Annotated in this window: 29 protein-coding genes; 14 read left to right on the forward strand and 15 right to left on the reverse strand. The window is 37.1% G+C overall.

Features of this window, described 5'->3' with window-relative positions; genetic code table 11:
- The first annotated feature begins 65 nt into the window (after positions 1-65).
- Positions 66-1,367 carry an NAD(P)/FAD-dependent oxidoreductase gene (locus tag GO621_RS10180; protein WP_157566655.1) on the forward strand — a complete coding sequence of 434 codons (1,302 nt, stop codon included), beginning with the start codon at positions 66-68 and terminating at the stop codon, positions 1,365-1,367.
- Between the two features lie 27 nt (positions 1,368-1,394).
- Here the strand turns inward: GO621_RS10180 and GO621_RS10185 are convergent, their stop codons facing one another.
- The gene (locus tag GO621_RS10185; protein WP_157566657.1) at positions 1,395-3,911 is read right to left on the reverse strand and encodes a mechanosensitive ion channel domain-containing protein; all 2,517 of its coding nucleotides are present in this window, start codon (positions 3,909-3,911) and stop codon (positions 1,395-1,397) included.
- A 56-nt stretch (positions 3,912-3,967) separates the two neighbouring features.
- Positions 3,968-4,408: an acyl-CoA thioesterase gene (locus GO621_RS10190; protein WP_157566659.1), complete on the reverse strand. Its 441-nt coding sequence runs from the start codon at positions 4,406-4,408 to the stop codon at positions 3,968-3,970.
- A gap of 134 nt (positions 4,409-4,542) precedes the next feature.
- Here GO621_RS10190 and GO621_RS10195 point away from each other — a divergent pair, with 134 nt between their 5' ends.
- A complete protein-coding gene (locus GO621_RS10195; RefSeq protein WP_157566661.1) occupies positions 4,543-4,983 on the forward strand; it encodes an Hsp20/alpha crystallin family protein in 441 nt (146 codons plus the stop codon).
- Positions 4,984-5,976: 993 nt separating this feature from the next.
- Positions 5,977-6,384, forward strand: coding sequence for a hypothetical protein (locus GO621_RS18815; protein WP_198170207.1), 408 nt, complete (start codon positions 5,977-5,979; stop codon positions 6,382-6,384).
- 378 nt (positions 6,385-6,762) lie between these two features.
- Here the strand turns inward: GO621_RS18815 and GO621_RS10210 are convergent, their stop codons facing one another.
- Genes GO621_RS10210 through GO621_RS10220 form a run of 3 tightly spaced genes read right to left on the reverse strand, consistent with a single transcriptional unit; the run spans position 6,763 to position 9,247 of the window.
- Complete coding sequence (locus GO621_RS10210; protein ID WP_157566665.1) at positions 6,763-7,524, reverse strand: glycosyltransferase family 2 protein; 762 nt, start codon at positions 7,522-7,524, stop codon at positions 6,763-6,765.
- A gap of 31 nt (positions 7,525-7,555) precedes the next feature.
- On the reverse strand, positions 7,556-8,341 hold the full coding sequence (locus tag GO621_RS10215) for a glycosyltransferase (protein ID WP_157566667.1): 786 nt from the start codon (positions 8,339-8,341) through the stop codon (positions 7,556-7,558).
- A gap of 12 nt (positions 8,342-8,353) precedes the next feature.
- Positions 8,354-9,247, reverse strand: a complete 894-nt coding sequence (locus GO621_RS10220; protein ID WP_157566669.1) for a glycosyltransferase family 2 protein — start codon at positions 9,245-9,247, stop codon at positions 8,354-8,356.
- Positions 9,248-9,401: 154 nt separating this feature from the next.
- Here GO621_RS10220 and GO621_RS10225 point away from each other — a divergent pair, with 154 nt between their 5' ends.
- Entirely contained in the window at positions 9,402-10,748 is a 1,347-nt protein-coding gene (locus GO621_RS10225; protein ID WP_157566671.1) for an oligosaccharide flippase family protein, read from the forward strand.
- A gap of 133 nt (positions 10,749-10,881) precedes the next feature.
- Here GO621_RS10225 and GO621_RS10230 read toward each other — a convergent pair whose 3' ends face one another.
- The 3 genes from GO621_RS10230 to GO621_RS10240 are packed head-to-tail and all read right to left on the reverse strand — an operon-like array spanning position 10,882 to position 12,529.
- Positions 10,882-11,475, reverse strand: coding sequence for a hypothetical protein (locus GO621_RS10230; protein ID WP_157566673.1), 594 nt, complete (start codon positions 11,473-11,475; stop codon positions 10,882-10,884).
- On the reverse strand, positions 11,462-11,959 hold the full coding sequence (locus GO621_RS10235; protein WP_157566675.1) for an RNA polymerase sigma factor: 498 nt from the start codon (positions 11,957-11,959) through the stop codon (positions 11,462-11,464). The genes GO621_RS10230 and GO621_RS10235 overlap by 14 nt, the downstream gene beginning before the upstream one ends.
- Before the next feature lie 45 nt (positions 11,960-12,004).
- Complete coding sequence (locus GO621_RS10240; protein ID WP_157566677.1) at positions 12,005-12,529, reverse strand: hypothetical protein; 525 nt, start codon at positions 12,527-12,529, stop codon at positions 12,005-12,007.
- A gap of 63 nt (positions 12,530-12,592) precedes the next feature.
- Here GO621_RS10240 and GO621_RS10245 point away from each other — a divergent pair, with 63 nt between their 5' ends.
- From GO621_RS10245 to GO621_RS19400, 10 genes are all read left to right on the forward strand, one after another.
- Positions 12,593-13,966: a dicarboxylate/amino acid:cation symporter gene (locus GO621_RS10245; protein ID WP_157566679.1), complete on the forward strand. Its 1,374-nt coding sequence runs from the start codon at positions 12,593-12,595 to the stop codon at positions 13,964-13,966.
- A gap of 78 nt (positions 13,967-14,044) precedes the next feature.
- On the forward strand, positions 14,045-15,322 hold the full coding sequence (locus GO621_RS10250; protein WP_157566681.1) for a hypothetical protein: 1,278 nt from the start codon (positions 14,045-14,047) through the stop codon (positions 15,320-15,322).
- A gap of 112 nt (positions 15,323-15,434) precedes the next feature.
- Positions 15,435-15,938: a hypothetical protein gene (locus GO621_RS10255; RefSeq protein WP_157566683.1), complete on the forward strand. Its 504-nt coding sequence runs from the start codon at positions 15,435-15,437 to the stop codon at positions 15,936-15,938.
- A 71-nt stretch (positions 15,939-16,009) separates the two neighbouring features.
- The gene (gene rplU / locus GO621_RS10260; protein WP_157566685.1) at positions 16,010-16,318 is read left to right on the forward strand and encodes a 50S ribosomal protein L21; all 309 of its coding nucleotides are present in this window, start codon (positions 16,010-16,012) and stop codon (positions 16,316-16,318) included.
- 50 nt (positions 16,319-16,368) lie between these two features.
- Positions 16,369-16,779, forward strand: coding sequence for a 50S ribosomal protein L27 (gene rpmA / locus GO621_RS19055; protein WP_232335632.1), 411 nt, complete (start codon positions 16,369-16,371; stop codon positions 16,777-16,779).
- Between the two features lie 538 nt (positions 16,780-17,317).
- Positions 17,318-17,539 carry a DUF433 domain-containing protein gene (locus GO621_RS10270; protein WP_157566687.1) on the forward strand — a complete coding sequence of 74 codons (222 nt, stop codon included), beginning with the start codon at positions 17,318-17,320 and terminating at the stop codon, positions 17,537-17,539.
- A complete protein-coding gene (locus GO621_RS10275) occupies positions 17,536-17,859 on the forward strand; it encodes a DUF5615 family PIN-like protein (protein WP_157566689.1) in 324 nt (107 codons plus the stop codon). Before GO621_RS10270 ends, GO621_RS10275 begins: the two co-directional genes overlap by 4 nt.
- A 252-nt stretch (positions 17,860-18,111) precedes the next feature.
- Positions 18,112-18,339, forward strand: a complete 228-nt coding sequence (locus GO621_RS10280; RefSeq protein ID WP_157566691.1) for a UPF0175 family protein — start codon at positions 18,112-18,114, stop codon at positions 18,337-18,339.
- Positions 18,332-18,682 carry a DUF3368 domain-containing protein gene (locus tag GO621_RS10285; RefSeq protein WP_198170208.1) on the forward strand — a complete coding sequence of 117 codons (351 nt, stop codon included), beginning with the start codon at positions 18,332-18,334 and terminating at the stop codon, positions 18,680-18,682. The genes GO621_RS10280 and GO621_RS10285 overlap by 8 nt, the downstream gene beginning before the upstream one ends.
- A gap of 37 nt (positions 18,683-18,719) precedes the next feature.
- A complete protein-coding gene (locus GO621_RS19400; protein WP_394350184.1) occupies positions 18,720-18,788 on the forward strand; it encodes a hypothetical protein in 69 nt (22 codons plus the stop codon).
- A 3-nt stretch (positions 18,789-18,791) separates the two neighbouring features.
- On the opposite strand, the gene GO621_RS10290 is transcribed toward GO621_RS19400, so the two are convergent.
- The 7 genes from GO621_RS10290 to GO621_RS10320 are packed head-to-tail and all read right to left on the reverse strand — an operon-like array spanning position 18,792 to position 26,696.
- The gene (locus GO621_RS10290; RefSeq protein ID WP_157566693.1) at positions 18,792-19,766 is read right to left on the reverse strand and encodes a polyprenyl synthetase family protein; all 975 of its coding nucleotides are present in this window, start codon (positions 19,764-19,766) and stop codon (positions 18,792-18,794) included.
- 17 nt (positions 19,767-19,783) lie between these two features.
- Complete coding sequence (gene rnr, locus GO621_RS10295) at positions 19,784-21,922, reverse strand: ribonuclease R (RefSeq protein WP_157566695.1); 2,139 nt, start codon at positions 21,920-21,922, stop codon at positions 19,784-19,786.
- Between the two features lie 44 nt (positions 21,923-21,966).
- Positions 21,967-23,715, reverse strand: a complete 1,749-nt coding sequence (locus GO621_RS10300; protein ID WP_157566697.1) for an ABC transporter ATP-binding protein — start codon at positions 23,713-23,715, stop codon at positions 21,967-21,969.
- Positions 23,716-23,718: 3 nt separating this feature from the next.
- A complete protein-coding gene (locus GO621_RS10305; RefSeq protein ID WP_157566699.1) occupies positions 23,719-24,426 on the reverse strand; it encodes a 3'-5' exonuclease in 708 nt (235 codons plus the stop codon).
- A 35-nt stretch (positions 24,427-24,461) separates the two neighbouring features.
- Positions 24,462-25,724 carry a type IX secretion system plug protein gene (locus GO621_RS10310; RefSeq protein ID WP_157566701.1) on the reverse strand — a complete coding sequence of 421 codons (1,263 nt, stop codon included), beginning with the start codon at positions 25,722-25,724 and terminating at the stop codon, positions 24,462-24,464.
- Positions 25,714-26,499, reverse strand: coding sequence for a hypothetical protein (locus tag GO621_RS10315; protein ID WP_157566704.1), 786 nt, complete (start codon positions 26,497-26,499; stop codon positions 25,714-25,716). Before GO621_RS10315 ends, GO621_RS10310 begins: the two co-directional genes overlap by 11 nt.
- Positions 26,496-26,696, reverse strand: a complete 201-nt coding sequence (locus GO621_RS10320; RefSeq protein ID WP_157566706.1) for a hypothetical protein — start codon at positions 26,694-26,696, stop codon at positions 26,496-26,498. The genes GO621_RS10315 and GO621_RS10320 overlap by 4 nt, the downstream gene beginning before the upstream one ends.
- Between the last annotated feature and the right edge of the window lie 27 nt (positions 26,697-26,723).

The raw sequence follows: 26,723 nt of genomic DNA on the forward strand, positions 1-26,723 counted from the left end.
ATCGGGGTAAATTGATCTGCTTAAGAGAAAGTGCTATAAAGCCGGCAACTATTAAATCAGAAACTATGCGCTTAAATGAATTTACAAAACATCCTAAAATAGTAATCATTGGTGGTGGCTTTGGCGGTATCCAATTAGCCAAAACTTTAAAGCATTTAGATGGAGAGGTGCTTTTGATAGACAGGCATAATTATCATACGTTTCAGCCACTGTTGTATCAGGTTGCTACAGGAAGCATCCAGGCAGAATCTATTTCATTTCCCCTGCGCAAAATTTTTCATAACCAGGATAACTTGACTGTTATTTATGCTAATGTAAAAAGCATTGATTCTGCAAACAATACGATAATTACAAGTGACGGTAATGTTTGTTATGATTATCTGGTACTGGCTACCGGTTCTAACACAAATTTTTTCGGTAACCAGCAGATTGAGCATTATACCATGCCCATGAAAAATGTTACAGAAGCTTTAAACCTCCGCAGTTTAATGCTGCAAAACCTGGAAGCCGCTTTTTTGGAAGAAGACCCCGATAAAAAACAGGCGTTATTAAATTTTGTGATTGTTGGGGGCGGGCCAACAGGTGTAGAATTATCAGGTTCCCTGGCTGAATTTAGAAACCATGTTTTGGCGAAAGATTTCCCGGAACACAAAAAAGAAACCATGAAAGTTTACCTGATAGAAGGTAAAACAGAATTGCTTGCAGCTATGTCTGAAGAAGCTTCTGTACATGCGAAAAAAAACCTGACCGAATTAGGCGTAGAGATTAGCAACGATGTGCATGTAAAAAGTTACGACGGTGAGTTGTTAACGATTGATGATGGCCGTACCATCCGTACTAAAAACGTAATATGGGCAGCAGGCGTAAAAGGCGAACTGCCGGAAGGGTTTTCTCCGGGTGCGGTAACAAAAGGTAACCGGGTACAAGTAGATACCACGAACCGGGTACATGGTTATGAAAATATTTTTGCCATTGGCGATGCGGCTGCCATGATTACCCTGGACACACCGCAAGGACACCCCGGGGTTGCGCCGGTTGCCATGCAGCAGGGAAAGCATTTAGGGGAAAATCTGATCAGGATAATTAAAGGGGAGCCAACAAAGCCCTTTGTTTATAACGATAAAGGTTCGTTGGCAACTATTGGCAGGAACAAAGCCGTTGCAGATTTAGGTAAAATACATTTACATGGTTTTATTGCCTGGCTTATCTGGATATTCGTCCACCTGATGTCGTTAGTAGGTTTTACCAACCGATTGATTGTGTTTTTAAGCTGGGCTTCCAGCTATCTTACTTATAATGGCGGTAACAGGTTAATTATCAGGCGTTTTAATACTAAGGAAATGAAACTTGAAGTAGATAGTGATTAATCAGGTTCTAATTGATGATTTGCTGGTTTACTTATCTTTATCAGGTGCTTCTTTTACCGGCAATTTTTCTGTTTCTTTTTCCGGTGGATAATGCAAATGGAGATTACGCTGCGGAAAAGGTATTTCTATTCCTTCCACATCAAAAGTTTGGTAAATATCATTTAATACCCTGCTTTTTAGTTCTGCCGATTTACCTAAATCTGCAACCCAAAACAGTATTTGAAAATCAACGGCATTATCACTAAAATTTTGGATCAACACTGCTGGTCCCGGATCTTTCATCACATCTTCGCGCTTGGTAATTAATTGATAAAGCAGCTTTCGTACCTTGTTTAATTCTGATCCGTAAGCCACGCGTATAACTAATTCTACACGGCGGTTATTGTTGCTTAACGTCCAGTTTACCAAATGCTGTGAGAGCAAATCGCCATTCGGAACAATAATTTCTGAACCATCTCCGGTAGCAATTTTACTGGCGCGGATACCCATTTCTTTTATCGTTCCGGAATGGCCTCCAACTTCAATTACATCACCAATTTGTACGGGTTTTTCAAAAGCTAAGATCACTCCTGAAACTAAGTTGTTTACAATGGTTTGCAAGCCAAAACCAATGCCTACGCTTAAAGCACCAATAATAATATTGATTTTTTCTACCGGAATACTGGATGCAATAATGGCCAGTAAAAAGCCTACACCAAATATGGTAAGCTTAACCAGCAGGATAGAAGAGCTGAGTTTGTTTTTACGCGTGGTGGTAACTGCATGCTGATCGGCAAATTCAAAAAAGTAGGTGATAATTTTAGATAAGGCAGAAGCAATCCAGATAATGATCACAAAAACCAACACATTGCCAAAGGTAAATTTAGTATCGCCAATGGTATGGTACTGGGTAAGCAACGTGGTAGAAAAATCAACCAGAAAATCAATGATGTTAAAATTTTCTGCCATCCATATCAGCCAAAAAATACCTGTAATAAATGTTACGATATTTTGTAACCGGCTTTGCAGGGTTTTATAATCAAAGTAAGAAGGTTCGTTATCGCTTGATTTATCTCCTTCCAGATGCAAAAATATTGCTTCCATAATCACCCTGACAAACACATACAAACTTATTGCTTGCCACAGGCCTGATAAAGCAGTAACACCAAGCAGTTTTGCTATACTAAAACGGCCAGCCAGGTTTAGTAATAATGATGCAACCTGCATCGCCATAAAAATCCTTAAAAAAAGAAAATACCTGGCCGGAAGTACCAAATCTGTTTTTTTAAGTGATTTTAAAAAAGAAATACAGCCCACAAGACAAATAATACTTAGCAGAAAAATGGCAATCCGGTCTGTATAACAAACTTTTATAAACAGGTTGCTGATATCATAAAAAATTGTTAACCCAACAATTAGCAGCCAGTAGCGGAACAAGCTTTTAGGCCACAGGGTACGCAATAAAATGCCCGTAGAAATTAACAGAATGAACATTACTGCTTCTACAAAAATTACCGGCGGATGATCATAAAAGAAAGTGGTAATTACACAGGAAACAACAAGCGACGAAAGGAACGGATGTTTTGGAACAAAATCTGCCTGGTTAAAAATTTCTCCGGCTTCTATATTGTTTTTCCTGATTTTTTTAAGGCTGCGGATTACCCAATAAAAAAAGGCTGCTAAAAGAAGTATGCCATACAGATGAATATCATAATTGCTGATGGCAAAGTAAAGAAGCAGCCTTTTGTTCATCTTCAGGGTTTCCTGCCAGGCATAGCTTAAACTGTTTAGATATTCCGAAGGTTTAGATTGCCAGAGGTAAGGATACTCTTTGCTGATTGCTTTTTCTGCAAACTTGTCCAGGATCTCGTTGATCTGGTTTTTATAGTCTGCAATTTTGATGTAATTCTGTACTACACGGTTTTGCAGCAGGCCAATATTTAAAAGTTTTTGCCTGCTGATGCCTTGCAGTTTATTAAACTTTGTATTGAGAACGGTCCATTGTTCTAAATACTGTTTTTGCAGTGCATTTTCTGAAGGGATGTAATTTAAAGAAGAATCGCTCTTAAATTCCTGGATGCGGCTTTGGATTTTTATTAAACGTGCATTTCTTTCCGAAAGCTTTTCCTGCCAGTCGTCCAGGCGGTCTTCAATATGGGTTAATATATCCCTGACCGCATATAAATAACGCAGCGTGCTGGACTTATCATTATTGTTTACTGTTTCTTTAACAATTTTAATTCCGCGTTCCAGGCGCGGCAGTCCGTTGCTAATTTCCAGCGTATCAATTCCTTTTGCTAAGGCACTATTAATTTCATTAAAAGCAGCGGTGTAATACTCAATCTTATCTAAAAGGTGATTGATGGAGGTATCAGACTTTTTTGCTTTATGAAGCAGCGAATCCCGGTATTTTAAAGCAAACTTTAACGAGTCACTTTGAACAGTAAGCGTTTTTTTTTGCTTTTGAGCGATTGAAGCCTCTGCAAAAAAGAAAGAAAAGGCAATCAGCAACAATAAGGTTACCTTTGCTTTGCTTATTTTAATGTTATAAAAACAGTATGGCATTTTATCAAATTTGGGCGGGTAAGTTTTATCCCCGCGCAAATTTAAAATAAGAGAACTTAGGACCGGCGTTTAAAACCTTCAAACTCCATCATTTTTCTTTTTTCTGCTTCGGGGATAGGAATTGATTTATACGCGTTATAATCATAATGGATACAAACGGTTTGGCCAGTTGTACAAACCTGTTCTTCGCCTGTTTCTGTCAATTTTACAATTACGTATTCCATATCAAAACTACTGTTGCCAATTCTGGAAGTGCGCACATAGCAAAAAATCTGGTCGTAAAGCTTTAACGGTTTCAAATAATTGATTTCAGATTTTCCCAAAATAATATTGGTTTCGTTCCAGTTCCACTGAATAATTTGCTGCCAGTAATTGGTCCTTGCAATTTCAAAATAAGTTAAGTAAACAGCATTGTTCACATGCCCGAAGCCATCTAAATCAGAAAATCGGATGTAAATAGGGGTTTTAAACTTGTAATTTTGGAGTATTCCTGTCATTTTTGTCAATATGTCTTATTAAAAATAATATTAACGCCATTGTGTCATGCAATAAACGTTTTTTTGCTGCTGGTATATAGTTTGAATAATAGGTTTTCAGAAGTTAAATAAACAAAAAATTAATAGATAAAGCGATGACACTTGTAAAATTTAATCCTGCAAAAAACACAGCATCCGTTAACCCATGGTTTACTGATGTATTTGAATCAGTTTTTAATGATTCTGTTTTAACTGATCGTTTAGTTTCCCGCGTACCGGCAGTTAACATTGCAGAAAGCGATGCCGACTTTCAGATAGAATTAGCTGTACCGGGATTGAAAAAAGAAGATTTTAAGATCAGCGTTGATAAAAATATTTTAAGTATATCTGCTGAAAAGAAAAATGAAAATAACCAGGAAGGTAAAAAATTCAGCAAACGCGAGTTCAGCTATACTTCTTTTGTAAGAAGTTTTACTTTGCCTGATACCATTGATCATGCAAAAATTGATGCTGCTTATGTGGATGGCATCCTGAAACTGACAATTGCTAAAAAAGAAGAAGCAAAAGTACAGTCAAGAGAAATTGCTGTACAGTAATCAGAAAATAAAATACGTTTTTTTAGTTGGTTGATAGTTAAGTTTGATGAAAGGGTTTGCTTTTAAAAAAAGCAGGCCCTTTTTTTTATTGCCACTATAGTTAAGGGCTTGTTTAATCTTATTTAACCTGTTTTTTACTTCTTTTATCGGGCAAAAATCTTTGAATCCTGCAATTATTTATCAAAAGATAATTTAAACACAAACTTTTTAATGATAAAAGAAGCATTGTGATTTTTTATGTTATAAATTTAAACAGGCCCTAAGTTTAATATTGAACTTGTTTAAACTTTTTTTTCTGGCCCTCTTTTTTTTGGGTTGATGCTTCTTTTATCGCTTAAAAATATTAACCGCTGGTTTTTAATTTCTGTAGTTGATGTTTCTTTTATCACCTCAAAAATGTTAGGGCCTGTTTAAATTTTGTCCTTTTGTTTTGATGCCCCTTTTATGCCATGATTTTTTAAATGTTTTGTGGTTTTGTGGTTTTGGCTAAAGCCTGTTGCCGCTTATCCTTTGTCCACGGCCTGAAGGCCGTGGCAACGGCCAATTAGAACATGGCCCGGGCGTCCTGTCCGCACAGGGCAATCCAGCATTGGTAAACAAAGGTTGTCGTAAAAACACACTTTAAAATTGCCACGGCCTAAAGGCCGTGGGTTGGTAGAAACACAGGGAGCGGCTTTAGCCAAAAAAAGAAGCATACAAAAAATTGCGGAATAAATTTTAAACAGGCCTTAATGCTCAGGTTTTGATTTTTAGGCTGATGCTTCTTTTATCACCTAAAAATGTTGGTCGTTGTTTTTTTGATTATTCAAATGCAGGAAAACACCAATTTTTATCCGGTAAAAGAAGCATGGGCACGGTCCTGAACCTATCGAAGGGCCTTGTAACTATTTAAACGAAGCCTAAAAGTTTAAACAACTTAATTATAAGTTAATGTTAAAAAATTAAACATAAAAAAAATAATGCTGTTGTTACAGAAACCAACATTTCAACAAAATGAAAAAATCGAATTTAATTATGCTTGCTATTGCTGCATCGTGCAGCTTTGTGGCCTGCAACTCTAACAAAAGCACGAGTAGCACATCAGATTCTTCTGCAACAACATCTACCGGAAGTTCTACAGATACAAGTGCCGCCAGCTCTGGCAGCAGTACAAACGGAACAGGTTCCGGAGCCGGAACGGGTACAACTACCGGCGGAAGCGGAACTAACACTGGCGGGACCAGTACCGGAACAGGTGCCGGTGCCGGAAATGGATCTGGTAACGGAGCAAACGGAACCGGGACAAACGGAACCGGGACAAATGGAACTGGGAACGGTTCTACAGGGACAGGAACAAACGGAACTGGAACCGGTACCGGATCAGGGACGGGCAGCGGATCTGGTTCAGGAACAAGGCCATAATTATCTGGCTTTTAGCAAAAATAAAAAGGTTACCTCAAAAGGGTAACCTTTTTGATATTTAGGTTGTTTAAACTTTTGGGTACCAATTTAAATTTGATCCTCCGGCATGCTTGGGTTTGATGCCCATGCTTCTTTTACCGGGTAAAAATTGGTGTTTACATTTAATCACTAATTGACCTATAAGGTTTTGAAAACCTTATAGGTCAATTAGTGATTGGTTAATATTTTTAGCTGATAAAAGAAGCATCGCCCCTAAAAACAAAACCTAACGACAACATTTTTAGGCGATAAAAGAAGCATCGGCCCCAAAAAAAGAAGGCCAGAAAAAAAGTTTAAACAACTTCATTATACTGTTTGATTAATTGAATTTGAAAAAAATCAGAATAACAAATCAAAATTGTACTTCAACTGCCGGTAAACGGCCCGGACAAAAGCGATGGCGTAATTTTCACTTTGTGTCCAGTTGCTGCGGCTCATAGTGCTTGGTTCATTTGCTGGGTTTATTTGTTTAAATAAACCTTTGTAATCATCATAAAATAAAGCTTTGCCTTTGTTTTTGATGAAAGAAACGCACATTTTATATTCGGTTTTATCGCCTTTTAAACCCTCGGCATAACGGCCGAACTTGTTGAAAAACGAACTGCGCCGTACATGAGGATGGTCGCTGTAATAATAAATTTTTTTATAGTTGGTAAACCAGGGCTTGATCAGCATTTCAGAAAATCCTTTTTTATAGGGTTTTAAGTAAGGATATTTAAGGTAAGCATAGAACCTGACCAAATCTAATTTTGGATCTTCCTTCAAAAACTGCATGGCATCCAAAAAATGTTCGGTAAAAGAAGTATCAGGCTCAAAATCTTCCTGGATATATAAGGTATAAGGTGTTTTTACTGCATCCTGGCCTTTGTTGATGTTGTTGCCCAAACCTTTGTTTTCGGGAGAAGTAATTAGATCGAAGTTAAACTTTTGCTGTAGTTTTTTTACAGCTTTTAAGTGCTCCGGCTTGCTTCCGTCATCAGAAATAACGGTCCCGCCAAAAGTACATTCCTGATTTTTAAAAGTATTCAGCAAATGTTCGAGCGAACGGCTGCGGTTATAGTGTGTAACCAGCAAAGTAACCTGCGGAAAATGATAAGCCATCGATATAAATTTTTAGGGGATAAAAGAAGCATCAGTTTTGGGCAAGAAATAAATCCAAATGGCCTTTTAAAAGCTTGATCTTGAGATAAAAAGACCGGATAACCAAAGTTAAAATGTTCTTGTTTTGCCGCCAGCTGCTGCGCTTCATGGTACTGGGTTCTGCCGTTGTATTGCGCTGATCAAAAAGTGTGTTGAAATCATTATAAAACAGTCCTTTGCCTTTATGTTTTAAAAACGAAATAGCCATTTTGTATTCGGTTAAATCACCCTTGATACCTTCCGGGTAACGCCCGAATTTTGTGAAAAAGGAACTGCGCCGCAAATGAGGATGATCGCTGTAATAATAAAACTTTAAGTGATTGATGGTACGGCGACTAAAAATCATTTCGGAAAATCCATGCCGATAAGGTTTTAAGTAAGGATAAGAAAAGTAAGCGTAAAACCTGACAATATCCAGCGTTTTATTGCTTTGCATCAGTTCGAGTGCATTTTTAAAATGAGTGCCGAAACCTGCAATCGGTACAAAATCTTCCTGAACGTACAAAGTGTAAGGCTTGCTTACTGCATCCTGCCCTTTATTAATATTGTTCCCCAAACCTCTGTTATGTTCAGCACAAATCAACTTAAAACCATACTGTTTTTGCAGCTCTTTTATTTTGTTTTGATGCTCCGGCAGGCTGGCGTCGTCCGAAACAATAATTTCTCCGAAAGTACATTCCTGTTCTTTAAAAGCCTGCAACAGCCTTTCTAAAGACTGGCTTCTGTTGTAATGTGTAATCAGTAAAGAAACTTCTTTAAAAGAATGTGTGCCAGCCATTTAAATTAATTTTTATACAACCGATGGTTTGCTTTTGCCTGTTAAATATTCTGATAAAGCTTTTAAATGAAGTTTAAACCTGTTTTTAAAAGCTTTGAATATTCCGCCATCATATAATAATCTTCTTGGCGATGTAAAAACCCTTGCTTTGGCGTGCGTTACTAATTTTAAACGGCCTTTTGTTTTTAAGTGCTGGGCCATTCTGCCATCTTCGGCTTCTTCTACAAAATAATCGCTGCCGTTTGCATTGTCAAATTTTCTGCTTTTCTCAACATTAAAACCATTGGGATTGCGCCCGGCTTCGGTTATAAAACCCATATTAAAACCAAGCATATTCAGGTATTCGCGATTTTTTCTTCTGATCCGGACCAGCAAACCGGTAACCAATTCATAAAAAAATAAATCCAACCTGTTTTTCCCCTCGGGCGGAAGGAAAGAATAGCGGCCATAAACACCTGTAATACTTTTATCTTCTGCCATTGGTTTTACCATGAGGTCGATCCAGTTTGGCGGATAAAAAGTATCACAATCGGCACATAAATGATATTTTCCACGCGCCTTGTCTAAACCCATTTGTCTTGCGTAAGGTGTTCCCTGTTTTTGTTGGAAATAGTTTCTGATGCCCAGTTCTTCCAGTACATTTTGTGTGCCATCTGTAGAGTTATTGTTGATCACGATAATTTCTACCTTGAAAGAAGTATGGTTTGCTGCGATGGAAGATAAGGCACGAAAGATATTGTTTTCCTCGTTCCATGCAGGAATAACGACAGAGACATCAGGTTTCTCAGCAGAAAACTTTTTAATGCGGCTTTTTAAATCAAAAAGTTCAGCCTTGTTCAAATCAGCAAACTTTTTCTCTTTATAAAGATGAGGATTGATCCAGGAAGGAAGTTTAAACAGGTGCATTCAAAATAAATTCTTGCTAACGTACTTGTATCATTAAATTTAACAGAACAGTCTGGTCCGTAACTATAAAAATTAAGCTTCGTTTAACCCTTATAGCTGTTGTTTGTACGTGTAAAATACAAGCAGGGTTGCTATTGTTACCTTTTGAAAAAATATGCTTATTAGAAAGTTCTGGTCCAGGTTTAATAATATTTACTTTTTATCCCTGGCCGGGAATGGTATTATATCCATTTTGGGTATGCTTACTTATGCCGTATTATCGCGTTCCTTATCGTTGGAAGGATTAGGCGTTTGGGTTTTTTTTGCTGCCGTTGTTGGCCTGCTTGATACCATACGTTCCGGGTTTATTGTTACTGCCTTTATTAAATTTTATTCCGGCACTACCCATCTGCGCGCTGCCGAAGTTTGCGGTTCTACGTGGTATATTGCTATTGTTCTTACTTTACTGGTTGTAATTGTTAATATACCGGCTTCGTTTATCATCAACTATACGAATAATGCAGGATTAATTTTATCTGTTAAATGGTTCAGCGTGTATTTTATAGTTACTTTACCTGTTTTTATAGCTGGTTGCTTGCTGCAGGCACAACAGTCTTTCGGAGCGTTATTATATCTTCGCTTTATTAATCAGGGTTTATTCATTGTTTTTATTGTTTTGCTGATTGTCCTGAAACTGGCTAATATCAATACCATTATTTATAGCTTTTTATCAGCTCAATTTATAACCAGTATTATTTGTTTTGCAAAAGGCTGGACTAACATTAACACCTTTTCTAAAAGAACGAAGAATTGTATTGCAGAACTTTTTCATTTTGGAAAATATAGCGTAGGCACAACTTTAAGCGCTAATCTGTTTCGTAGTTCTGATACTTTCATCATCAACTTTATGCTTGGCCCGGCTGCTTTGGCTATTTATAACCTCGGACAAAAGCTAATGGAACTGGTAGAAATACCATTAAGAAGTTACGCAGCCGTTGGAATGCCAATTATGTCTGTTGCGTTCAATCAAAATAATAGGGGCGGCGTAATTTATATTATGAAAAAATATACCGGAATGCTTACGCTTGTGCTGGTTCCGCTTGCTATAGCTTCTTACTTTTTGGCTGATTATGCTGTTTTGTTTATCGGCGGAAAACAATATGCAGGTACAGAAGCTGCCAATGTTTTCCGGATATTTATCACTTTTGCTTTGTTATATCCGGCTGATCGTTTTCTTGCTTTAACTTTAGATGTTATCCATCAGCCGCAGGTTAACTTTATTAAAGTTTTAGTGATGCTTGCCATTAACATCATTACCGATTTTGTTGGGATTTATATCTTCAAAAATATTTATGGCGTGGCTATCGCTACTGTTTTTCCGGTACTTACCGGCGTTTTGGTTGGTTACTGGTATTTGAAAAAATACCTGAAGTTTGATTTTAAAGATATTTATGTTCTGGGCTACCGGGAACTTGAGATATTAGCCAAAGCAACCATAAAAAAGCTGAAACTTGTAATGTGATCGATTGTGATAACATCAGCAGGTTTATCGCAATGCTTCTTTTATCGGCATAAAATCTTCATTGCCCAAAATTGCTTATGCTGCTTTCTCTCACATAAAAACATGCCGTAAAAGAAGCATTGTTTTTTGGAGATCAATCCCTGAACTGTCCTTTTAAACGTTCCAACCGGTTAATAATCTCGCTGATCTTTTCCTGCTCGGTTTTAATAATCCGTTCCCTCCAGTAAAAGGTAACAAATAATATCCATCCTAAAAAAAAAGTATAAGCGGTTATTTCAAAAAACAGGGAAGCCGGTTTAAGCACTTCAACCAAAAACATCCCTAAACCAACACTTAATAAAATGGTGTAAACGTAGTACATTTTGCCATACATGCGTGTGCGGCTGGTTTGGTAAAGCTTCAACTTTTCTAAATAAACGTTTACTTCTGTTGTAGGGTCGTGCGAAGCAAGCAGCTTGTAATCGCGGAACATCAGGATGGCATAAATCAGGATGGTACTCATGATGATAAAAATACCGGCATAAGTAAGCCAGGAATTGAACAGGAAAAACAGGAACAGCACGATCATCAAAATGAATGTGGCGGCCATAATCAGGATGCTCCATAATAATTTACGGTTTAATGCTGAAGTACCTTTTTTTACCTGTTTTAATAAAATATCTACCGGCACTTGCTCTGCCTGGGGTTGTGTAATCCATAGCGAGCTTAATTCCTCAAAGTTTTTCATAATGGTTGTACAGCTCGGTTAATTTATGTTTAATGCGATGGATTTTCACCCTGAGGTTTCCTTCGGAGATGCCAGAAATTTCTGCAATCTCGGGGTATGGCACTTCGTCTAATACCATCGTTATCAATATTCTTTCAGATTCCTCCAGTTTGGAGATACATTGGTAAAGCAAATCAACCTCTTCTTTCTTTTCTGATATTTCTTCTTTTTCGTTCTCAACAATAAACGGTGTCAGCTCGTCTTTAGCCTGCCGTTTTTCCGATCTTAAGTAAGTTAAACAAGTATTTACAGCGATGCGATAAATCCAGGTAGAGATCATGGACTGGTTGCGGAACTTATCCAGGTTCTGCCAAACCTTTAAAAATGTTTCCTGCAATAAATCATTTGCTGCTGCGCTGTCCGCAGTGTACGAGTAACATAAACGGTAAATGCGTTTGGAGTTGGCCTCAAAAATTTCCCTGAAAGCACTATCTTTCGTTTTCAACAGAGTAAAGCGTGTTTCTTTTCAGATTAAATTAAGCACTATTTGTTACAGCTTGAACGATTTCTTTTCGAACCAATAAATTTCGCTTTCGGCTTGCATCAGCATTTCCTCGTATAAAATACCGTAATCATGCTGTAAATCATCATGCAGTTTTTGCAAAGCAGCTTTTGCTTTTTCTACTGATCGGTAAAAAACATTTCGAAGTGGTTTATAATGCGAATGATAATCGACATAATTAATGTAACTGCTGCAAAAATGAAGGAGCAGTTCTGTTTTAACAATATCAGAACCTGTATAACGAATGTGGTTGTTCATTTCTAATGATATCTTCCTTAATTCTTTCACTATCAAATAGCTTTTGCCTTTTAGCTTACCGAATTGCAGGTCCATTTCTGCTTTATATTCCTTTACAAAAGCATCAGGGTCATCCGCTTTAAACAACAAATAGGAAAGCAATTCTTTGTTTTCTTTTTTAAAACGTACCAAACGTAAACAAAGGGTTGCTATTTCCTGGCTGCTTAAATGCTGCAGCTCTTTTTTAATTTCGGATGAAGGGTAAACAAGACTCATTAGGGCAAATATATTTGAGCAAAATGGTAATTTATTGTAGTTTTAGATTTTTAGCAAAATTGAATGGCAAAAAACAGACTTACTTTATACATTTTTTTAGCATTGATCGGTGGAATTTTAGCAGGATATTTTTATAATGTTAGAACAATCAGTTCCTATAACAATAAGATTTATCAGGCAGAAACACAAATAAAATCTATTCAACTGCAAATGCTTGCTTTGAAAGATACAAGTTCATCAGCTTATCAAAATCTTAAAACCCGAAAAGCTGCACAAAACAACATCCGTAAAGAAAGCGACACGGTCCGTGAAAGCAAGCTGGAATATTTTACAATGTTAAGTGATATTTTTCTTCGGCTGATCAAGATGATTGTTGCGCCGCTGGTTTTTTCGACATTGGTAGTTGGCGTAGCTAAAGTAGGAGATATTAAAGCTGTTGGCCGAATTGGCGGTAAGACAATGCTTTGGTTTATCAGTGCAACGCTGGTTTCTTTATTGTTGGGAATGGTTCTGGTAAACTTTTTTCAGCCCGGAAAATCCATGCATTTAGCTTTACCGGATGAACATTTGCAATCGGGCATACAAAAAACAGCTTTATCGTTAAAAGATTTTTTAGCCCACGTTTTTCCAAAAAGTTTTGTAGAAGCAATGGCGAATAATGAAATATTACAGATTGTTGTCTTCTCGCTGTTTTTTGGTGTAGCAACAGCAGCCATTGGAGAGAAGGGCGCGATAATAATTAAAGCAATGGATGCCATTGCACATATTATACTTAAAATAACCTCCTATGTAATGATGGTAGCGCCATTAGCGGTTTTTGGCGCGATGACGGCTATTGTTGCAAAACAGGGTTTAAGTGTAATTGCTACTTATGCTGTTTTTATCAGTGAATTTTATTTTGCGCTCATTATTTTATGGTTGGTGTTGGTACTGGCAGGTTTCGTCGTTTTAAAAAAACGTGTTTTTACTTTGGTAAATTATTTAAAAGATGCCATGCTCATTGCTTTCAGCACTTCTACCAGCGAAGCCGCTTATCCGCGCACTTTAATTGAATTGGAACGGTTTGGCTGTAAAGATAAAATTGTAAGTTTTGTACTGCCTTTAGGTTATTCTTTTAACCTGGATGGTTCCATGATGTACATGACGTTTGCATCGCTTTTCCTGGCGCAATCCTACAACATTCATTTATCTTTTCAGCAGCAATTATCCATGCTTTTGGTATTGATGCTTACAAGTAAAGGTGTTGCAGGAGTTCCGCGTGCGTCATTGGTTGTAATTGCCGGAACAATAGCCAGCTTTAATATTCCGGAAGCTGGTTTGGCTTTATTAATTGGTATTGACCCGCTGCTGGATATGGGACGCTCTGCTACAAATGTTTTGGGCAACGCAATGGCAACTGCAGTAGTTAGTAAATGGGAGGGAGAACTGGAAGGTTAAAGGTTTTTAGGTGATAAAAGAAGTATCAGCTTAAAATCTAAATTTGGTTTTAATTAACAATAGTTAAACTTTGATTTCGTGGATAAGCTCAAACCAATAATTTGGACTACAACTCAGAAAATTGTTTTTCGTTTTTTCCTGTTCTTTTTTTTCTTGTTTGTAATATTCACTCCAAACGGCGTATTACCATTTTCGTATCAAATTTCCAACCATTATATTCCATCTTTCAACAAGTTAATAATTTGGCTGGCCGTTCATCTTCTACAATTTAACAAACCAATTATAGTTAAACCGACCGGAAGCGGTGATACAACTTTAGATTATTTTAAAATGCTGTTTATAGCAGTATTTTCTTTAGTTGGTATGCTGGTTTGGAGTGCTTTAGATTTCAAACGAAATAGTTATCCAAAGTTGTATTATTGGCTAACCGTCATCGTTCGCTACTATGCTGGCATCACGATGATTACATACGGATGCATGAAAATTATCAAGCTACAATTTCCTTCAGCTTCTTTATACCAGTTAATAATACCTTACGGAGATTTTCCACCGATGGGTTTGGCGTGGAGTTTTATGGGTTATTCAACCGGTTACAACTACTTCACCGGAATAGCAGAATTTACTTGCGGTATATTGTTGTTTTTCCGTAAAACGTCCAGGTTGGGAGCGGTACTTTTATTGGTTGTAGCCAGTAATATCATGGCTATAAATTATTGTTTTGATGTTCCTGTAAAGCTGCTTTCTACCATGTTGGTTGTAATGGCAATTTTTTTAATATCAAAAGATGCACAGCAATTTGTAAACTTTTTTCTGCTTAATAAAACTGCTGTACAATCCAGTCTTCCGCCTCATCGTTTTAGCAAACGTTGGAAGAATTTGATTGTTGAGGGAATTAAATATGCGTTGGTTATTTACGTTGTAGGAAGTGATTTTTCATCAGCTTTAGAAATGAGAAGTGTTCGTGGTGATCTTGCTCCAAAACCATTTATGTATGGTATTTATAACGTAGAATATTTCATTCGAAACCATGATACAATTCCGCCACTTGCTACCGATACCACCCGCTGGAAAAAATTAATCATACAAGATAAAGATTATGCTATGATCCAATTTTCAAACGATAGTTTACGTAATTTCAATTATAACAACGATATCATCAAACGTAAGCTTGAGTTTGTACAGCAAAATTTGGCTGTTGGAAATTCAATTATCAGTTACACCCTTTCTGATTCCGACCGATTAATTTTAAAAGGCAAATGGAAACGTGATTCGGTCTTGATCGTACTTCGAAAATACGATGAAAACAATTTTTTACTTAAAAAGATAGGTTTTCGCTGGATAAGAGATCCCAAATGAAGCGTAGATTATATTATTTATATCGATAAAAGAAGCATCTCTAAAATCAATATTTTGGATAGTGGTTTTTTAAAGCGAATTTTGAACAGAAAAATAAAAATCTGTAATTAAAATGTCTTCCCGTTATAAAAAAATCTTTCTGGCTTTTAGTATAGTTGTTCCGTTTATGTTGTACTGCGTTTATTATTATGGTATGATGATCAGCAACGCGCCGTACAAGTTTACTGAATTTGAATTTATCGACTTTAAATATGGCGAAGGCAATAACCTGAATAATACTTACAACTCTAAAACCGGCAGGTACCAGTACGTAAACAACCATGATTCTTTAGTGGTAAAAACAGTACATCTTAACAAAGATGATTTGCTTTACCTGCATCATAAAGCTGCTGAATTAGGTTTTTGGAACTTCCCGAAAGAAGTAACCAATGTTGAAAACGATCCCCGGTTTAAAAATTCACCGCATTATTTTTTTGCTTTTCATTACCAGCGCAAAACCAAAGAAGTTATGTTTGACGAGGCCTTTAATGGCGATGTACGGTTAAAAGATGCAGCTATGCGCTTAGCTAAAGAAATTGAAGGTCGTCTGGCGGATGCAGAAGACCGGGAAAAATAGTTTGAAGGGCTGTTTTTATTAACAAAAAAAGATACTATATTTGCGCCTCATTTAAAAAATATTATTTAACAATGTACGCAATAGTAAGTATAGCCGGACAGCAATTTAAAGTTGCTAAAGACCAGAAGCTTTTTGTACACCGTTTACAAGGAGAAGAAGGCGCTAGTATTGAATTTGACCAGGTATTGTTAGCAGAAAACGAAGGTAAATTTTCTATCGGAAACGGTTTGGAAAATGCACGTGTTTCTGCTAAAATCGTGTCTCATTTAAAAGGTGATAAAGTAATCGTTTTCAAAAAGAAACGCCGTAAAGGTTACAAAAAGAAAAACGGCCACCGTCAGCAATTCACTAAAATCGAGATCACCGGAATCACTTTATAATTGATTTTTAAATTCTGAACTGATTTCAGTTCATCAAAAATTAAAAGAAAATGGCACACAAAAAAGGCGCGGGTAGTTCCAGAAACGGCCGCGAATCGCATAGCAAACGTTTAGGTATTAAAATATTTGGCGGTCAGCCTGCATTGGCTGGTAACATCATCGTTCGCCAGCGTGGTACTCCGCACAATCCGGATAAAAATGTAGGTATTGGTAAAGACCATACTTTATTTGCAATGGTTGACGGATATGTAGTGTTCAGAAAGAAAGCAGATAACCGTTCTTACGTTTCTGTTATTCCGTTTGAAACTGCTGATGTAGCACAACAAGTAACACCAGAACCAATTGCATTAACTGAAACTGTAGATGTTCATCCAACTGTAGTAACACCAGAAGGAAATTTGGTTGACGAAGCAATTGCTGCTACAGAAACTGAAGGCGAAGGAGAAGCTGTTTCGGCTTAATACTTCTTTTATCATATTAAAAAGCCCTAACTTGAGAAATTGAGTTGGGGCTTTTTGGGTTTTAAAAATTTTGTTAATGAACGAATAAATAATATAGTATTGGTAAGTAAGTTAGCATAGTTAGAAAGACATAAAAATTTCGAAAACTTTTATTGAAAACTGCTAACAATAGATTAATTAGCGAATACGCTAGAGATAAAGCTAATGCAAAAAATCCTAAAATAGCCTTCATCTCTCCATAACTAATGCTTTTCTTATTTGTGTCTGTAATAACTATGTAGTAGAAAAACAACCACATCGTTAAGTAAGCTACAAATATTAATATAGCTAAAGGATGCTTCTTAATTTGAGGTATGAGATTTTTTTTAAACATAAAGAACTGTAATATAAATATAAACAACCACACGGTAATTATCTCTCATACCATAATTCAGTAAACTCAAATAACTTCACATAGGCGAAAGCATACCTTTAAACTTTACTTCGCTTTTTAAATTTAGAAAGCAATTCCTAAATTTGAATATTAAGTTTGTAAAATTTGGAAAAGCAAATCATTAATATCGATCCTGAAATTTTAGGAGGAACACCCGTTTTTTCAGGAACCCGTGTTCCTATTAAAAACCTCTTTGATTACCTGGAAACTGGAGAATCCATTGATTACTTTTTAGATGACTTTGAAGGTGTGCAACGTGAACAAGTAATAAAAGTGCTTGAAATGTCACATAAACTGATCGAAACTTCGTCGAGTATTTTTGTATGAAAATTTTACTTGATGAATGTGTTACTAAACATTTAAAACCTCATTTGAATGAATATGAAATTTTTACTGTTAGAGAGATGCAGTGGAGTGGTATCAAAAATGGTAAGTTGATGAGTTTATGTGTTGAAAATAACTTTGATATTTTGCTAACTATTGATAAAAACCTTCAATATCAGCAGAACCTGGACAAGTATCCCCTAACAATAGTTGTTTTAAATTCTTTTACAAGTAAGGCAGAAGAATTGATAACATTTTTACCATCTTTTAGAAGACAAGTTGCGGGTTTTCAAAAGCATAAAGCTTATCTTATAAATAGATAAAAATCTCTAATTCTCCCGCACCAGCAGCATATCCTCAAACTCAAACAAAGCGTTTTTTCGCACTTCATCCAAAGGCAAATCCTTCAAACTTTGCAAAGCCCTTTGTGCGTACCAATTCATTTCCTGTTCTGATTATTCCCTGATTTCCAATTGATCAAACAGGTTTCTAACTGCGGATACTTTTTTTACCGTATCAAAATTGGTAAGCTTGGTATAACTCTATCTTCTTCATAATATTAATTATATTTGGATATGAAAACATTAACACTAAACGTACCTGACAGCTTTGAAATTGATGAACACGAAGCCACTATGATATTAGCCGCAAAACTTTACGAACGCGGCGAGCTTTCTTCGGGCCAGGCAGCAGAACTTGCTGGAATAAGCAAAAGAACATTTATTGAAACTTTAGGTAACTATGGTGTTTCAATTTTTAATTATCCTGCTTCAGATTTGGCTAACGATGTAAAAAATGCCTAAAATTATAATTGCTGACACCAGTTGTTTTATCATTTTAACTAACATCAACAAACTTGATCTGCTGCACCAAACGTATGGACAAATTTTAACTACCCCAGAGGTGGCTGATGAATACGGAATAATTTTACCAGAATGGGTACAAATTATATCAGTATCAGATAAAAATAAACAGCAGCATTTAGAGTTGCAATTAGATAAAGGAGAATCAAGTGCAATCGCGTTAGCATTAGAAAACACTGATGCAAATATTATTTTGGATGATTACAAAGCAAGAAAGATAGCAATGCAATTAAAGCTTGATGTAACAGGAACTATTGGTGTAATTATCAAAGCAAAAACTTAAAGGTATAATTTCTTCAATAAAACCTTTATTAGAAAGCATTGATCAAACAAATTTCCATTTATCTGAATACGTGAAAAATCAAGCTTTAAAAGAAGCAAACGAATAATCTCTAATTCTCCCGCACCAACAGCATATCTGCAAACTCAAACAAAGCGTTTTTTCGCACTTCATCCAAAGGCAAATCCTTTAAACTCTGCAAAGCTTTCTGCGCATACCAATTCATTTCCTGTTCTGATTTTTCCCTGATCTCTAATTGATCGAACAGGTTTCTTACAGCCGATACTTTTTTTAACGCATCAAAATCCTCAAGCTGCAACCAATAGTTTAGTTCTTTAAGTTGTTCTTTATTAGCTGTTTCTAATGCTTTAATCAATAAATAAGTTTTTTTGTTGGAGATGATATCGCCGCCAACCTGTTTGCCAAATTTCTCCGGATCACCGTAAACATCTAAAATATCATCCTGTAATTGGAACGCGATACCCAGATCTTCCCCAAAAGCATAAATTAAATCAGCATCTTGTTTTCTGGCTCCGGCAATTAAAGCGCCGATTTTTAAAGCACCGCCTAATACCACAGCTGTTTTTAAACGGATCATGTTGATATAAGCATTGATCTTCACGTCAGGTTGCTGTTCAAAGTTCATATCGATCTGCTGGCCTTCGCAAACGGCAATAGCGGTATCGTTAAAAATTTCTAAAACCGGGCGTAAAACGTTTTCATTTACCTGCATCATTAGCTTGTAGCCTTCTACAAGCATGGCATCGCCGGAAAGAATACCTACACTCGAATTCCATTTTTCATGTACGGTTGTTTTTCCTCTGCGCAATGGTGCATTATCCATAATATCATCATGCATCAAGGTGAAATTATGGAAAACCTCAATGGCAATTGCCGGATTAATAGCTTGGTAAATATCTCCGCCAAAAGCATCACAACCCATTAAAAGCAGGGCAGGGCGAAGCCGTTTTCCGCCCAAATTCATCATATACTGCATCGGCTCGTATAACTCTGCCGGTTCATCAGGATATTTTCTGGCATCAATTGCCTCAATAATTATATTTTGTAGCTGCTGGATAGAATACATAAATTTTAATACGGCTGTTATTCCTGAACGAGTGAAAAATCGATCTGCTTCTTGGTTAAATCCACACTTTTTACCTTGATTTTTACCTCGTCTCCCAACTGGTAAATTTTCTTTTTTCGCTGGCCAATAATCGCATAATTTTTCTCGTCTAACGTATAAAAATCATCAGTAATGTCACGCAGCCTGATCATGCCTTCACACTTGTTTTCTTCAATTTCAACATACATTCCCCATTCGGTAACGCCAGAAATTATGCCGGTAAAAACAGTACCGATCTGGTTTTGCAAATATTCAGCCTGTTTATATTTAACGGAAGCGCGCTCGGCATCAGCTGCTTTTTTCTCCATCTGGGAGGCATGAACACTCATTTTTTCATAAGTTTCCACATCTACTGATTTGCCTTTCGCTAAATAATGTTCTAATAAACGATGCACCATTACATCGGGATAACGGCGGATTGGCGAGGTAAAGTGCGTATAAAAATCAAAAGCCAAACCGTAATGACTCGTTTTTTTAGTGGTATAAACCGCTTTGGCCATAGAACGGATGGCCAATTGCGTTAACACGTTCTGCTCTTTTTTCCCTTCTACATCAGCCATTAAATGATTGAGCGAACGTGCAATTTCTTTATCAGAATTAGTATTGATCTTATAACCAAAACGCAAAGCAAACTGTGCAAAAGAAAGCAGGTTATCCTCTTTCGGCGAATCGTGCGAACGGTAAACAAAGGTTAGTTTGCTTTTGCCTTTGCCTTTTTTCCCGATAAATTCTGCAACCCTTCGGTTAGCGAGCAGCATAAAATCTTCGATCAACTTATGCGCGTCTTTTCGTTCTTTAGTGTAAACCCCTAACGGTTTTCCGTTTTCATCCAGCTTAAATTTAACTTCTGTAGTTTCAAAGCTAATTGCGCCGTTTTTAAACTTCCGGTCACGTAATTTGTACGCCAAATCGTTTAGTAAAAGAATTTCCTTTACATAATCACCTTCTTTGTTTTCGATAATTTCCTGTACATCTTCATAAGCAAACCGCCGATCAGAATAAATAACCGTTTTTCCAAACCATTCGGTTACAATTTGTGCATCGGCATCCATTTCAAATACGGCCGAAAAACACAATTTTTCTTCTTTAGGCCGAAGGGAACAAAGGCCATTGGATAATCTTTCCGGAAGCATCGGAATTACACGGTCAACCAGATAAACAGAAGTTCCGCGTTCAAAAGCTTCGTGATCTAAAGGCGTACCAGGCAAAACATAATGCGAAACATCAGCAATGTGAACGCCAATTTCATAATTTCCATTTTCCAGGAAACGGAAAGAAATGGCATCATCAAAATCTTTCGCATCAACAGGATCAATCGTAAAAGTAGTTATTGAACGAAAATCGCGTCGTTTCTGAATTTCTTCTTCCGAAATCTCCTCACTAATTTCTTCTGCTTCCTGTTCAACTTCTGCAGGAAATGATAATGGAAAACCATATTCTGCCAAGATAGCGTTCATTTCCGTATTGTTCTCGCCCTGTTTGCCGAGAATAGTTTTGATGCGGCCAATCGGATTTTTAGCTTCTTTTGGCCAGTCGGTAATTTCAGCAATTGCTTTGATACCGTTTTTAGCACCGTTTAATTCGGAAATTGGGATGAAAATATCATGCTGCATTTTCCGGTCATCCGGAATAAAAAAAGCAAAACGTTCGGATAGTTTTACAATTCCTGAGAACTCCATTTTAGCACGCTGGATGATCTCAATTACTTCGCCTTCTTTGTGCTTGCCTCTGGATTTTCCATAAACATACACCTTTACACGATCGCCGTTTAAAGCATTGCGCAGTTTGCGCGGTGCCACAAAAATGTCTGTTTCCGCTTCATCGTCTGTAACGATAAAAGCTGAGCCATCTGCTGTTAAATCTACTTTTCCTTCAACAAAAGTTTTAAGTTCAATAAGTTGAAAGTTGCCGCGAGATACTTCTTTTAGCACCTGTTTTTCTGCTTCTTCTTTCAGGATTTCCAGGATGGTTTCTCTTGATTCCGGGTCGCTGATATTTAGCTTCGCTGATACCTGTTTGTAATTATATGTTTGGTTGCCATTATTCTCAAAAACCTGAAGTACTAACTGTGTAAGTACTTGTTTTACCGAATGGCTTGTTTTATTTCTTGATGCCATAATTTACTGTAAAGATACAAGGATTTAGCTTGATAAAGTGTTTGCTAAATTTGCGTTTCCCCGAGAGAAAAACCTGAACCTGGTATCGAAGCAATCAATTTCTTTGTATAAGCTTCCTTAGGGTGATGATAAATTTGATCGGGATCGCCCTTTTCTACTATTTCGCCTTTGTTCATCACCATCATCCTATCCGCAATATGTTTTACTACCGAAAGATCGTGCGAAATGAAAATGTAAGTGAGGTTAAACTCCCGCTGCAATTCTTTCAGTAAATTTAAAACCTGCGCCTGCACAGAAACATCAAGCGCAGAAACAGATTCATCACAAATTAAAAATTCAGGCTGCAAAGCTAATGCACGGGCAATAACAATGCGCTGCCGCTGTCCGCCCGAAAATTCATGCGGATAACGGTTAAAATGTTCCGGCAATAAATTTACACGGTCCAGCAGTTCTAAAACTTTCTTTTTTCGCTGCTGCGGATTGCCGTACAACTGGTGCACTTCCATTGGTTCTAAAATTGCATTTCCAACGGTTAGTTTTGGGTTGAGCGAAGAGTAAGGGTCCTGGAAAATTAGCTGCATTTTTTTGCGCAGCCGGCGCATTTCATTGGCTGGAAGAGATAAAATTTCCTGGCCTTTAAATATAATTTTACCTGATGTAGGTTCAATTAATCGAAGGATACTTCGTCCAAGCGTTGTTTTTCCGCAACCAGATTCGCCAACTAAACCGAGTGTTTCTCCCGGAAAAACCTTAAAACTGATATTGTTTACCGCTTTTACAACTTCTGATGGCCGTTGCAGAAATCCTTTTTTTATAGGGAACCAGGTATTCAGATTTTTAATTTGAAGTAAGGGTTCCTGCTCGTAAAGCTTCTTATGACGCTGCTTTTTTTCATCCTCTGTTAAAGCATAGCGTTCGCGGATTTCCTGAATAGTTAAATTAGAAGACTGGATTTCTCCCTGCTGATCTACCTTTAAAAAGTCGCTGATCACGGGTAACTTATATAACTGAACTTGTGGAGAAGGACGGCAGGCAAGTAAACCTTTGGTGTAAGGATGTTGCGGGTTTAAAAAAATAGTTTCTGTTGCAGCTTGTTCTACAATTCTGCCTTTGTACATCACCAGTACTTCATCTGCAATTTCCCTAATTACGCCCAGATCGTGCGAAATAAAAATCAGGCTGCTGTTACGCTCATTTTTTATCCGTAAAAGAAGCTCTAAAATTGATTTCTGTACGGTTACATCCAGCGCTGTTGTGGGTTCATCAGCAATTAAAATTTCGGGATTGCAGCTTAACGCCATGGCAATCATTACACGCTGTTTTTGTCCCCCGGAAATCTGATGCGGATAACTATCGAAAATGGCTTCCGGCCGTGGTAACTGTACTTCTTTAAATAAGCTTATCGTTTTGCTTTTAGCTTCTTTTTTTGAGGCTTTTAAATGTAATTGTATAGCTTCTGCAACCTGGTAGCCGCAAGTTAAAACCGGATTGAGCGAAGTCATTGGTTCCTGGAAAATCATACCCATCCGGTTACCGCGGTAGGAACGCATTTCTGCTTCCGGTAGTTCTAATAACTCTTTGTTGTTTAAGGAGATATTTCCGCTTATCTCTGCCCTTTCTTCATCTAACAAACGCATAATGGCAAGCGATGTAACTGATTTTCCGGAGCCGGATTCGCCCACAATCCCAAGCACTTTTCCCGGTTCCAGTTTAAAGGATACTTCTTTTACCGCATAAAAATCTTTGTTCCCGGTTTTAAAACTTACTTGTAACCGATCAACTTTTAAACTCATCCGTTAATCAATATAAGTAATGTTTTCTTCCGAAATCAGTTCTTCACCACGAAATCTTTTAATCAATTGTGCTGTGGTAATTACGTCTTTCTGGCAGTAGGTTTTAATGCGCTGCTGGTCGTTTTCTTCCCAGTAAACACGGTCAACTTCGCTGCCGTCAATGTCGTCTTTAGGTGTTGGGATATTGAAAATGGCGGCTAATAAACTTAAAGAAGTATAGTTTTTATGATCGCCGAATTTCCAAAGTTCCATCGTATCCAGATGGTTTACTTCCCAGGGCTTTTTGCCGAAAGTTTGTAATTGGGGCGGAATAATGATGTTGTTGATCAGCATCCTTCTGCATAAATAAGGAAAATCAAATTCTTTGCCGTTATGGGCGCATAAAATTTTATTTGTCGGCTGTCGGCTTAACATCGTGGCAAAGCCTTCCAGTAATTCGTTTTCTTCTTCGCAGCAATAGGATTTAATACGAAAGGAAATACCTTCTGCAGAAGTAAAAACACCGGCAGAAATACAAACAACCTTTCCAAATTCTGCCCAGATCCCGGCACGTTCGTAAAAATCTTCAGCCAAAAGCTCTTTGCGCTGATAAGCGGTTTTCTGTTCCCACAAATCCTGCAAATGCTTTGGCACGTCACCGTATTTACGATACTGTGGAACGGTTTCAATATCGATTAGGAGCAGGTTTTGTAGGTCGAGCTGTTCGAGCATGCTTCTTTTATAATACTTTTTTTAGTAACCCTGGCTTACCGGAAACTATTGCCTTTTGTTGTATTAATTAACTGATAGCCTACCAACTCTTCGTACCGGCTGCCAGTCCTCCTAAAATAAACCAGGAACTGATAATCATTTTCGGTTTCAAAATGGCTGCCGTCTATCGATGTCTGGTCAATTTCCTGGTTTTGCTTCAACACGTAATGATAATCATAAATGCCCTGTTTTAAATATAAATCGGTATAAAAATTACCTCTGGAAGCATCGTAATTCATTTTGCTGCTTTCATCCAAACGCCAGTCGTTAAATTTTCCGGTGATAAAAACAGCATCGTTTAAATTTGGCGGACTATAATTAAGATTGAAGTAAACATGGGCATAATCTGCATCTGTCCGAGGATCGCGGCCATCTGTATTCAGGATAAAAAACTTGCCATCGTTATCGTACTGAAAGGTATAAGCAGTTTGGGTTAAAGGTTTGTCGTTCATCAGCATAACCGTATTTGCTGTATCCCTGTAAATTCTGTTGATATGTTCTCCTCCGGCTAATAAAGTGCGCAAATCAAACCTTCTGAATTCATTTCCTCCAGCAAAATCGTTGGTCTGGAAATCGTTAAACTGCAAAATACCGCCTTGTACAAATTGCGGGTTTGTGTTTATCGTACTTACATCATTCCTTCCGTTTTGCAGGATTATGGTTCTGATTTCGGCATAAGGGTTTTGGACCGATAAGGCAGAAATATTTACACTAAAATTTATTTTCTGATTAGCACTGCGGTTAACTACATTATTGGAAGGAATAATGCCTGCAGCCAGGCCGGCTTTATTATCAACTACATAAAAACGGCGGGTTAAAATTGGTTCAGAAGGATTTCCTTCGGGATAAACTTTTAATAAATAATTGCCGGAAAGTTTAGGAATGATGTTGTAATTGGGCAGCTTAAGCTGGTAATGCGTATATTTTTGTTTAGTGTTGAAGGAATAGCGGTAATCCATAATCCGGTCTTCTGTAAAACTTTGCAGGTATTCGGAAGGCGAGAGGCCCGACGGTCTCCAGTCAGCATCGCAATGTTCGATAGTATAATTGTATGTTTTTGTGCCGCCATTTAAATCATCAAAACCTAAAAGCAAAACATCATTGGTATGCAAACCAATGATGGGGAAAGAGCTTTCCTGCGTACTGTTGTACAGTTGTACCGTTTTGATGTTGGATTGATAAACCTCGTTCTGATACTTAATTTGTGCTTGAAGGATTTTGCACGATAAAAGAAGTATCAGTAAGAGTTTAAATTTCATTTGTGTTAACTGATTGTGATTCCTGCTCAACACTGTAATAAGAAATATTGAGATTAATAATCCGGTTGAAAGGAATAATAAAGAAATCACCTATAATAAAACGCTGATGTTCTTTTTTATTTTCGTTTGAAGCATTCACTTGTAGCAGGTCATCTTTAATATAATGCCAGCGAACATCTTTTAAATAAATACGGTCAATACCAGTACTGCTTGACAAAATATAATCATCCAAAAATCCAGAATATAAAATTGTTCCTTCATCAGAAGATACTAAAGCTTCAACAATAACAAAGTCAATATTATTAGTCCTACCAGGAACATTTGGAAAATCAAGAAGTTCTCCACTAAATAAATAATGCCATTCATTTTGAAAACGTAGAATTTTATATTTTCTATCTAATTTGTAATTTCTGATAATAATTTTAACCAACAAGCCCCCAAAAGCACCAGTCAAAGAAGCAATAACAGAATAAAGCAAAACAGATTTGTAGTTTGTTAAAACATTCTGCGTAACTTTACTAATTTCACTACTATTATTTGTACCGCTAATTAATATTCCGATTGAAGTTGTATCCGGATTAAGTACAAGTGGTGATAGTATGATATAACAAAGAAGATGAACGATGATGCTTGTTAAAAGCGTGGGAAATATAAGGCTGACAAGATTTTCCTTAAAATACTGTTCGGAAAACTCTCCCGAATAGAACATTCTTCTGAACAAAAAACCTGGAACTAAAAAAACTAATAATACTAATGTTGGAAGAGCAATGTTCATTTACCATTAGTAGAGAACGAGCCAATGCGTACTACTTTTATGGCACCATTTTTAGAAGTCCCGGTTAAAGAATGAGCATTATTATTGGAACGTTCATCATAAACAGCTTCTAAGATATCTGCAAGCCGTCCTTCTTTTGCCAGTTTTGTAAATTTATCGCTTATTACTTTAGGTGCTGTGTTGAATGAAAAAGCCATAATTTTGATTTCTTGTTTAAAATTAAA

It is taken from the genome of Mucilaginibacter arboris (genome assembly GCF_009754915.1).
GTDB lineage: Bacteria > Bacteroidota > Bacteroidia > Sphingobacteriales > Sphingobacteriaceae > Mucilaginibacter_A > Mucilaginibacter_A arboris.

Coding starts and splice junctions, on each gene's coding strand:
- GO621_RS10305 (WP_157566699.1), bottom strand. CDS start 24,426: ATGCTCGAACAGCTCGACCTACAAAACCTGCTCCTAATCGATATTGAA.
- GO621_RS10290 (WP_157566693.1), bottom strand. CDS start 19,766: ATGTATTCTATCCAGCAGCTACAAAATATAATTATTGAGGCAATTGAT.
- GO621_RS10210 (WP_157566665.1), bottom strand. CDS start 7,524: ATGGCTTATCATTTTCCGCAGGTTACTTTGCTGGTTACACACTATAAC.
- GO621_RS10320 (WP_157566706.1), bottom strand. CDS start 26,696: ATGGCTTTTTCATTCAACACAGCACCTAAAGTAATAAGCGATAAATTT.
- GO621_RS10245 (WP_157566679.1), top strand. CDS start 12,593: ATGGCAAAAAACAGACTTACTTTATACATTTTTTTAGCATTGATCGGT.
- rnr (WP_157566695.1), bottom strand. CDS start 21,922: ATGGCATCAAGAAATAAAACAAGCCATTCGGTAAAACAAGTACTTACA.
- GO621_RS10215 (WP_157566667.1), bottom strand. CDS start 8,341: ATGGCTGGCACACATTCTTTTAAAGAAGTTTCTTTACTGATTACACAT.
- GO621_RS10255 (WP_157566683.1), top strand. CDS start 15,435: ATGTCTTCCCGTTATAAAAAAATCTTTCTGGCTTTTAGTATAGTTGTT.
- rpmA (WP_232335632.1), top strand. CDS start 16,369: ATGGCACACAAAAAAGGCGCGGGTAGTTCCAGAAACGGCCGCGAATCG.
- GO621_RS10180 (WP_157566655.1), top strand. CDS start 66: ATGCGCTTAAATGAATTTACAAAACATCCTAAAATAGTAATCATTGGT.
- rplU (WP_157566685.1), top strand. CDS start 16,010: ATGTACGCAATAGTAAGTATAGCCGGACAGCAATTTAAAGTTGCTAAA.
- GO621_RS10190 (WP_157566659.1), bottom strand. CDS start 4,408: ATGACAGGAATACTCCAAAATTACAAGTTTAAAACCCCTATTTACATC.
- GO621_RS10195 (WP_157566661.1), top strand. CDS start 4,543: ATGACACTTGTAAAATTTAATCCTGCAAAAAACACAGCATCCGTTAAC.
- GO621_RS10315 (WP_157566704.1), bottom strand. CDS start 26,499: ATGAACATTGCTCTTCCAACATTAGTATTATTAGTTTTTTTAGTTCCA.
- GO621_RS10275 (WP_157566689.1), top strand. CDS start 17,536: ATGAAAATTTTACTTGATGAATGTGTTACTAAACATTTAAAACCTCAT.
- GO621_RS10300 (WP_157566697.1), bottom strand. CDS start 23,715: ATGAGTTTAAAAGTTGATCGGTTACAAGTAAGTTTTAAAACCGGGAAC.
- GO621_RS10230 (WP_157566673.1), bottom strand. CDS start 11,475: ATGAAAAACTTTGAGGAATTAAGCTCGCTATGGATTACACAACCCCAG.
- GO621_RS10220 (WP_157566669.1), bottom strand. CDS start 9,247: ATGCACCTGTTTAAACTTCCTTCCTGGATCAATCCTCATCTTTATAAA.
- GO621_RS10225 (WP_157566671.1), top strand. CDS start 9,402: ATGCTTATTAGAAAGTTCTGGTCCAGGTTTAATAATATTTACTTTTTA.
- GO621_RS18815 (WP_198170207.1), top strand. CDS start 5,977: ATGAAAAAATCGAATTTAATTATGCTTGCTATTGCTGCATCGTGCAGC.
- GO621_RS10285 (WP_198170208.1), top strand. CDS start 18,332: ATGCCTAAAATTATAATTGCTGACACCAGTTGTTTTATCATTTTAACT.
- GO621_RS10185 (WP_157566657.1), bottom strand. CDS start 3,911: ATGCCATACTGTTTTTATAACATTAAAATAAGCAAAGCAAAGGTAACC.
- GO621_RS10240 (WP_157566677.1), bottom strand. CDS start 12,529: ATGAGTCTTGTTTACCCTTCATCCGAAATTAAAAAAGAGCTGCAGCAT.
- GO621_RS10310 (WP_157566701.1), bottom strand. CDS start 25,724: ATGAAATTTAAACTCTTACTGATACTTCTTTTATCGTGCAAAATCCTT.
- GO621_RS10280 (WP_157566691.1), top strand. CDS start 18,112: ATGAAAACATTAACACTAAACGTACCTGACAGCTTTGAAATTGATGAA.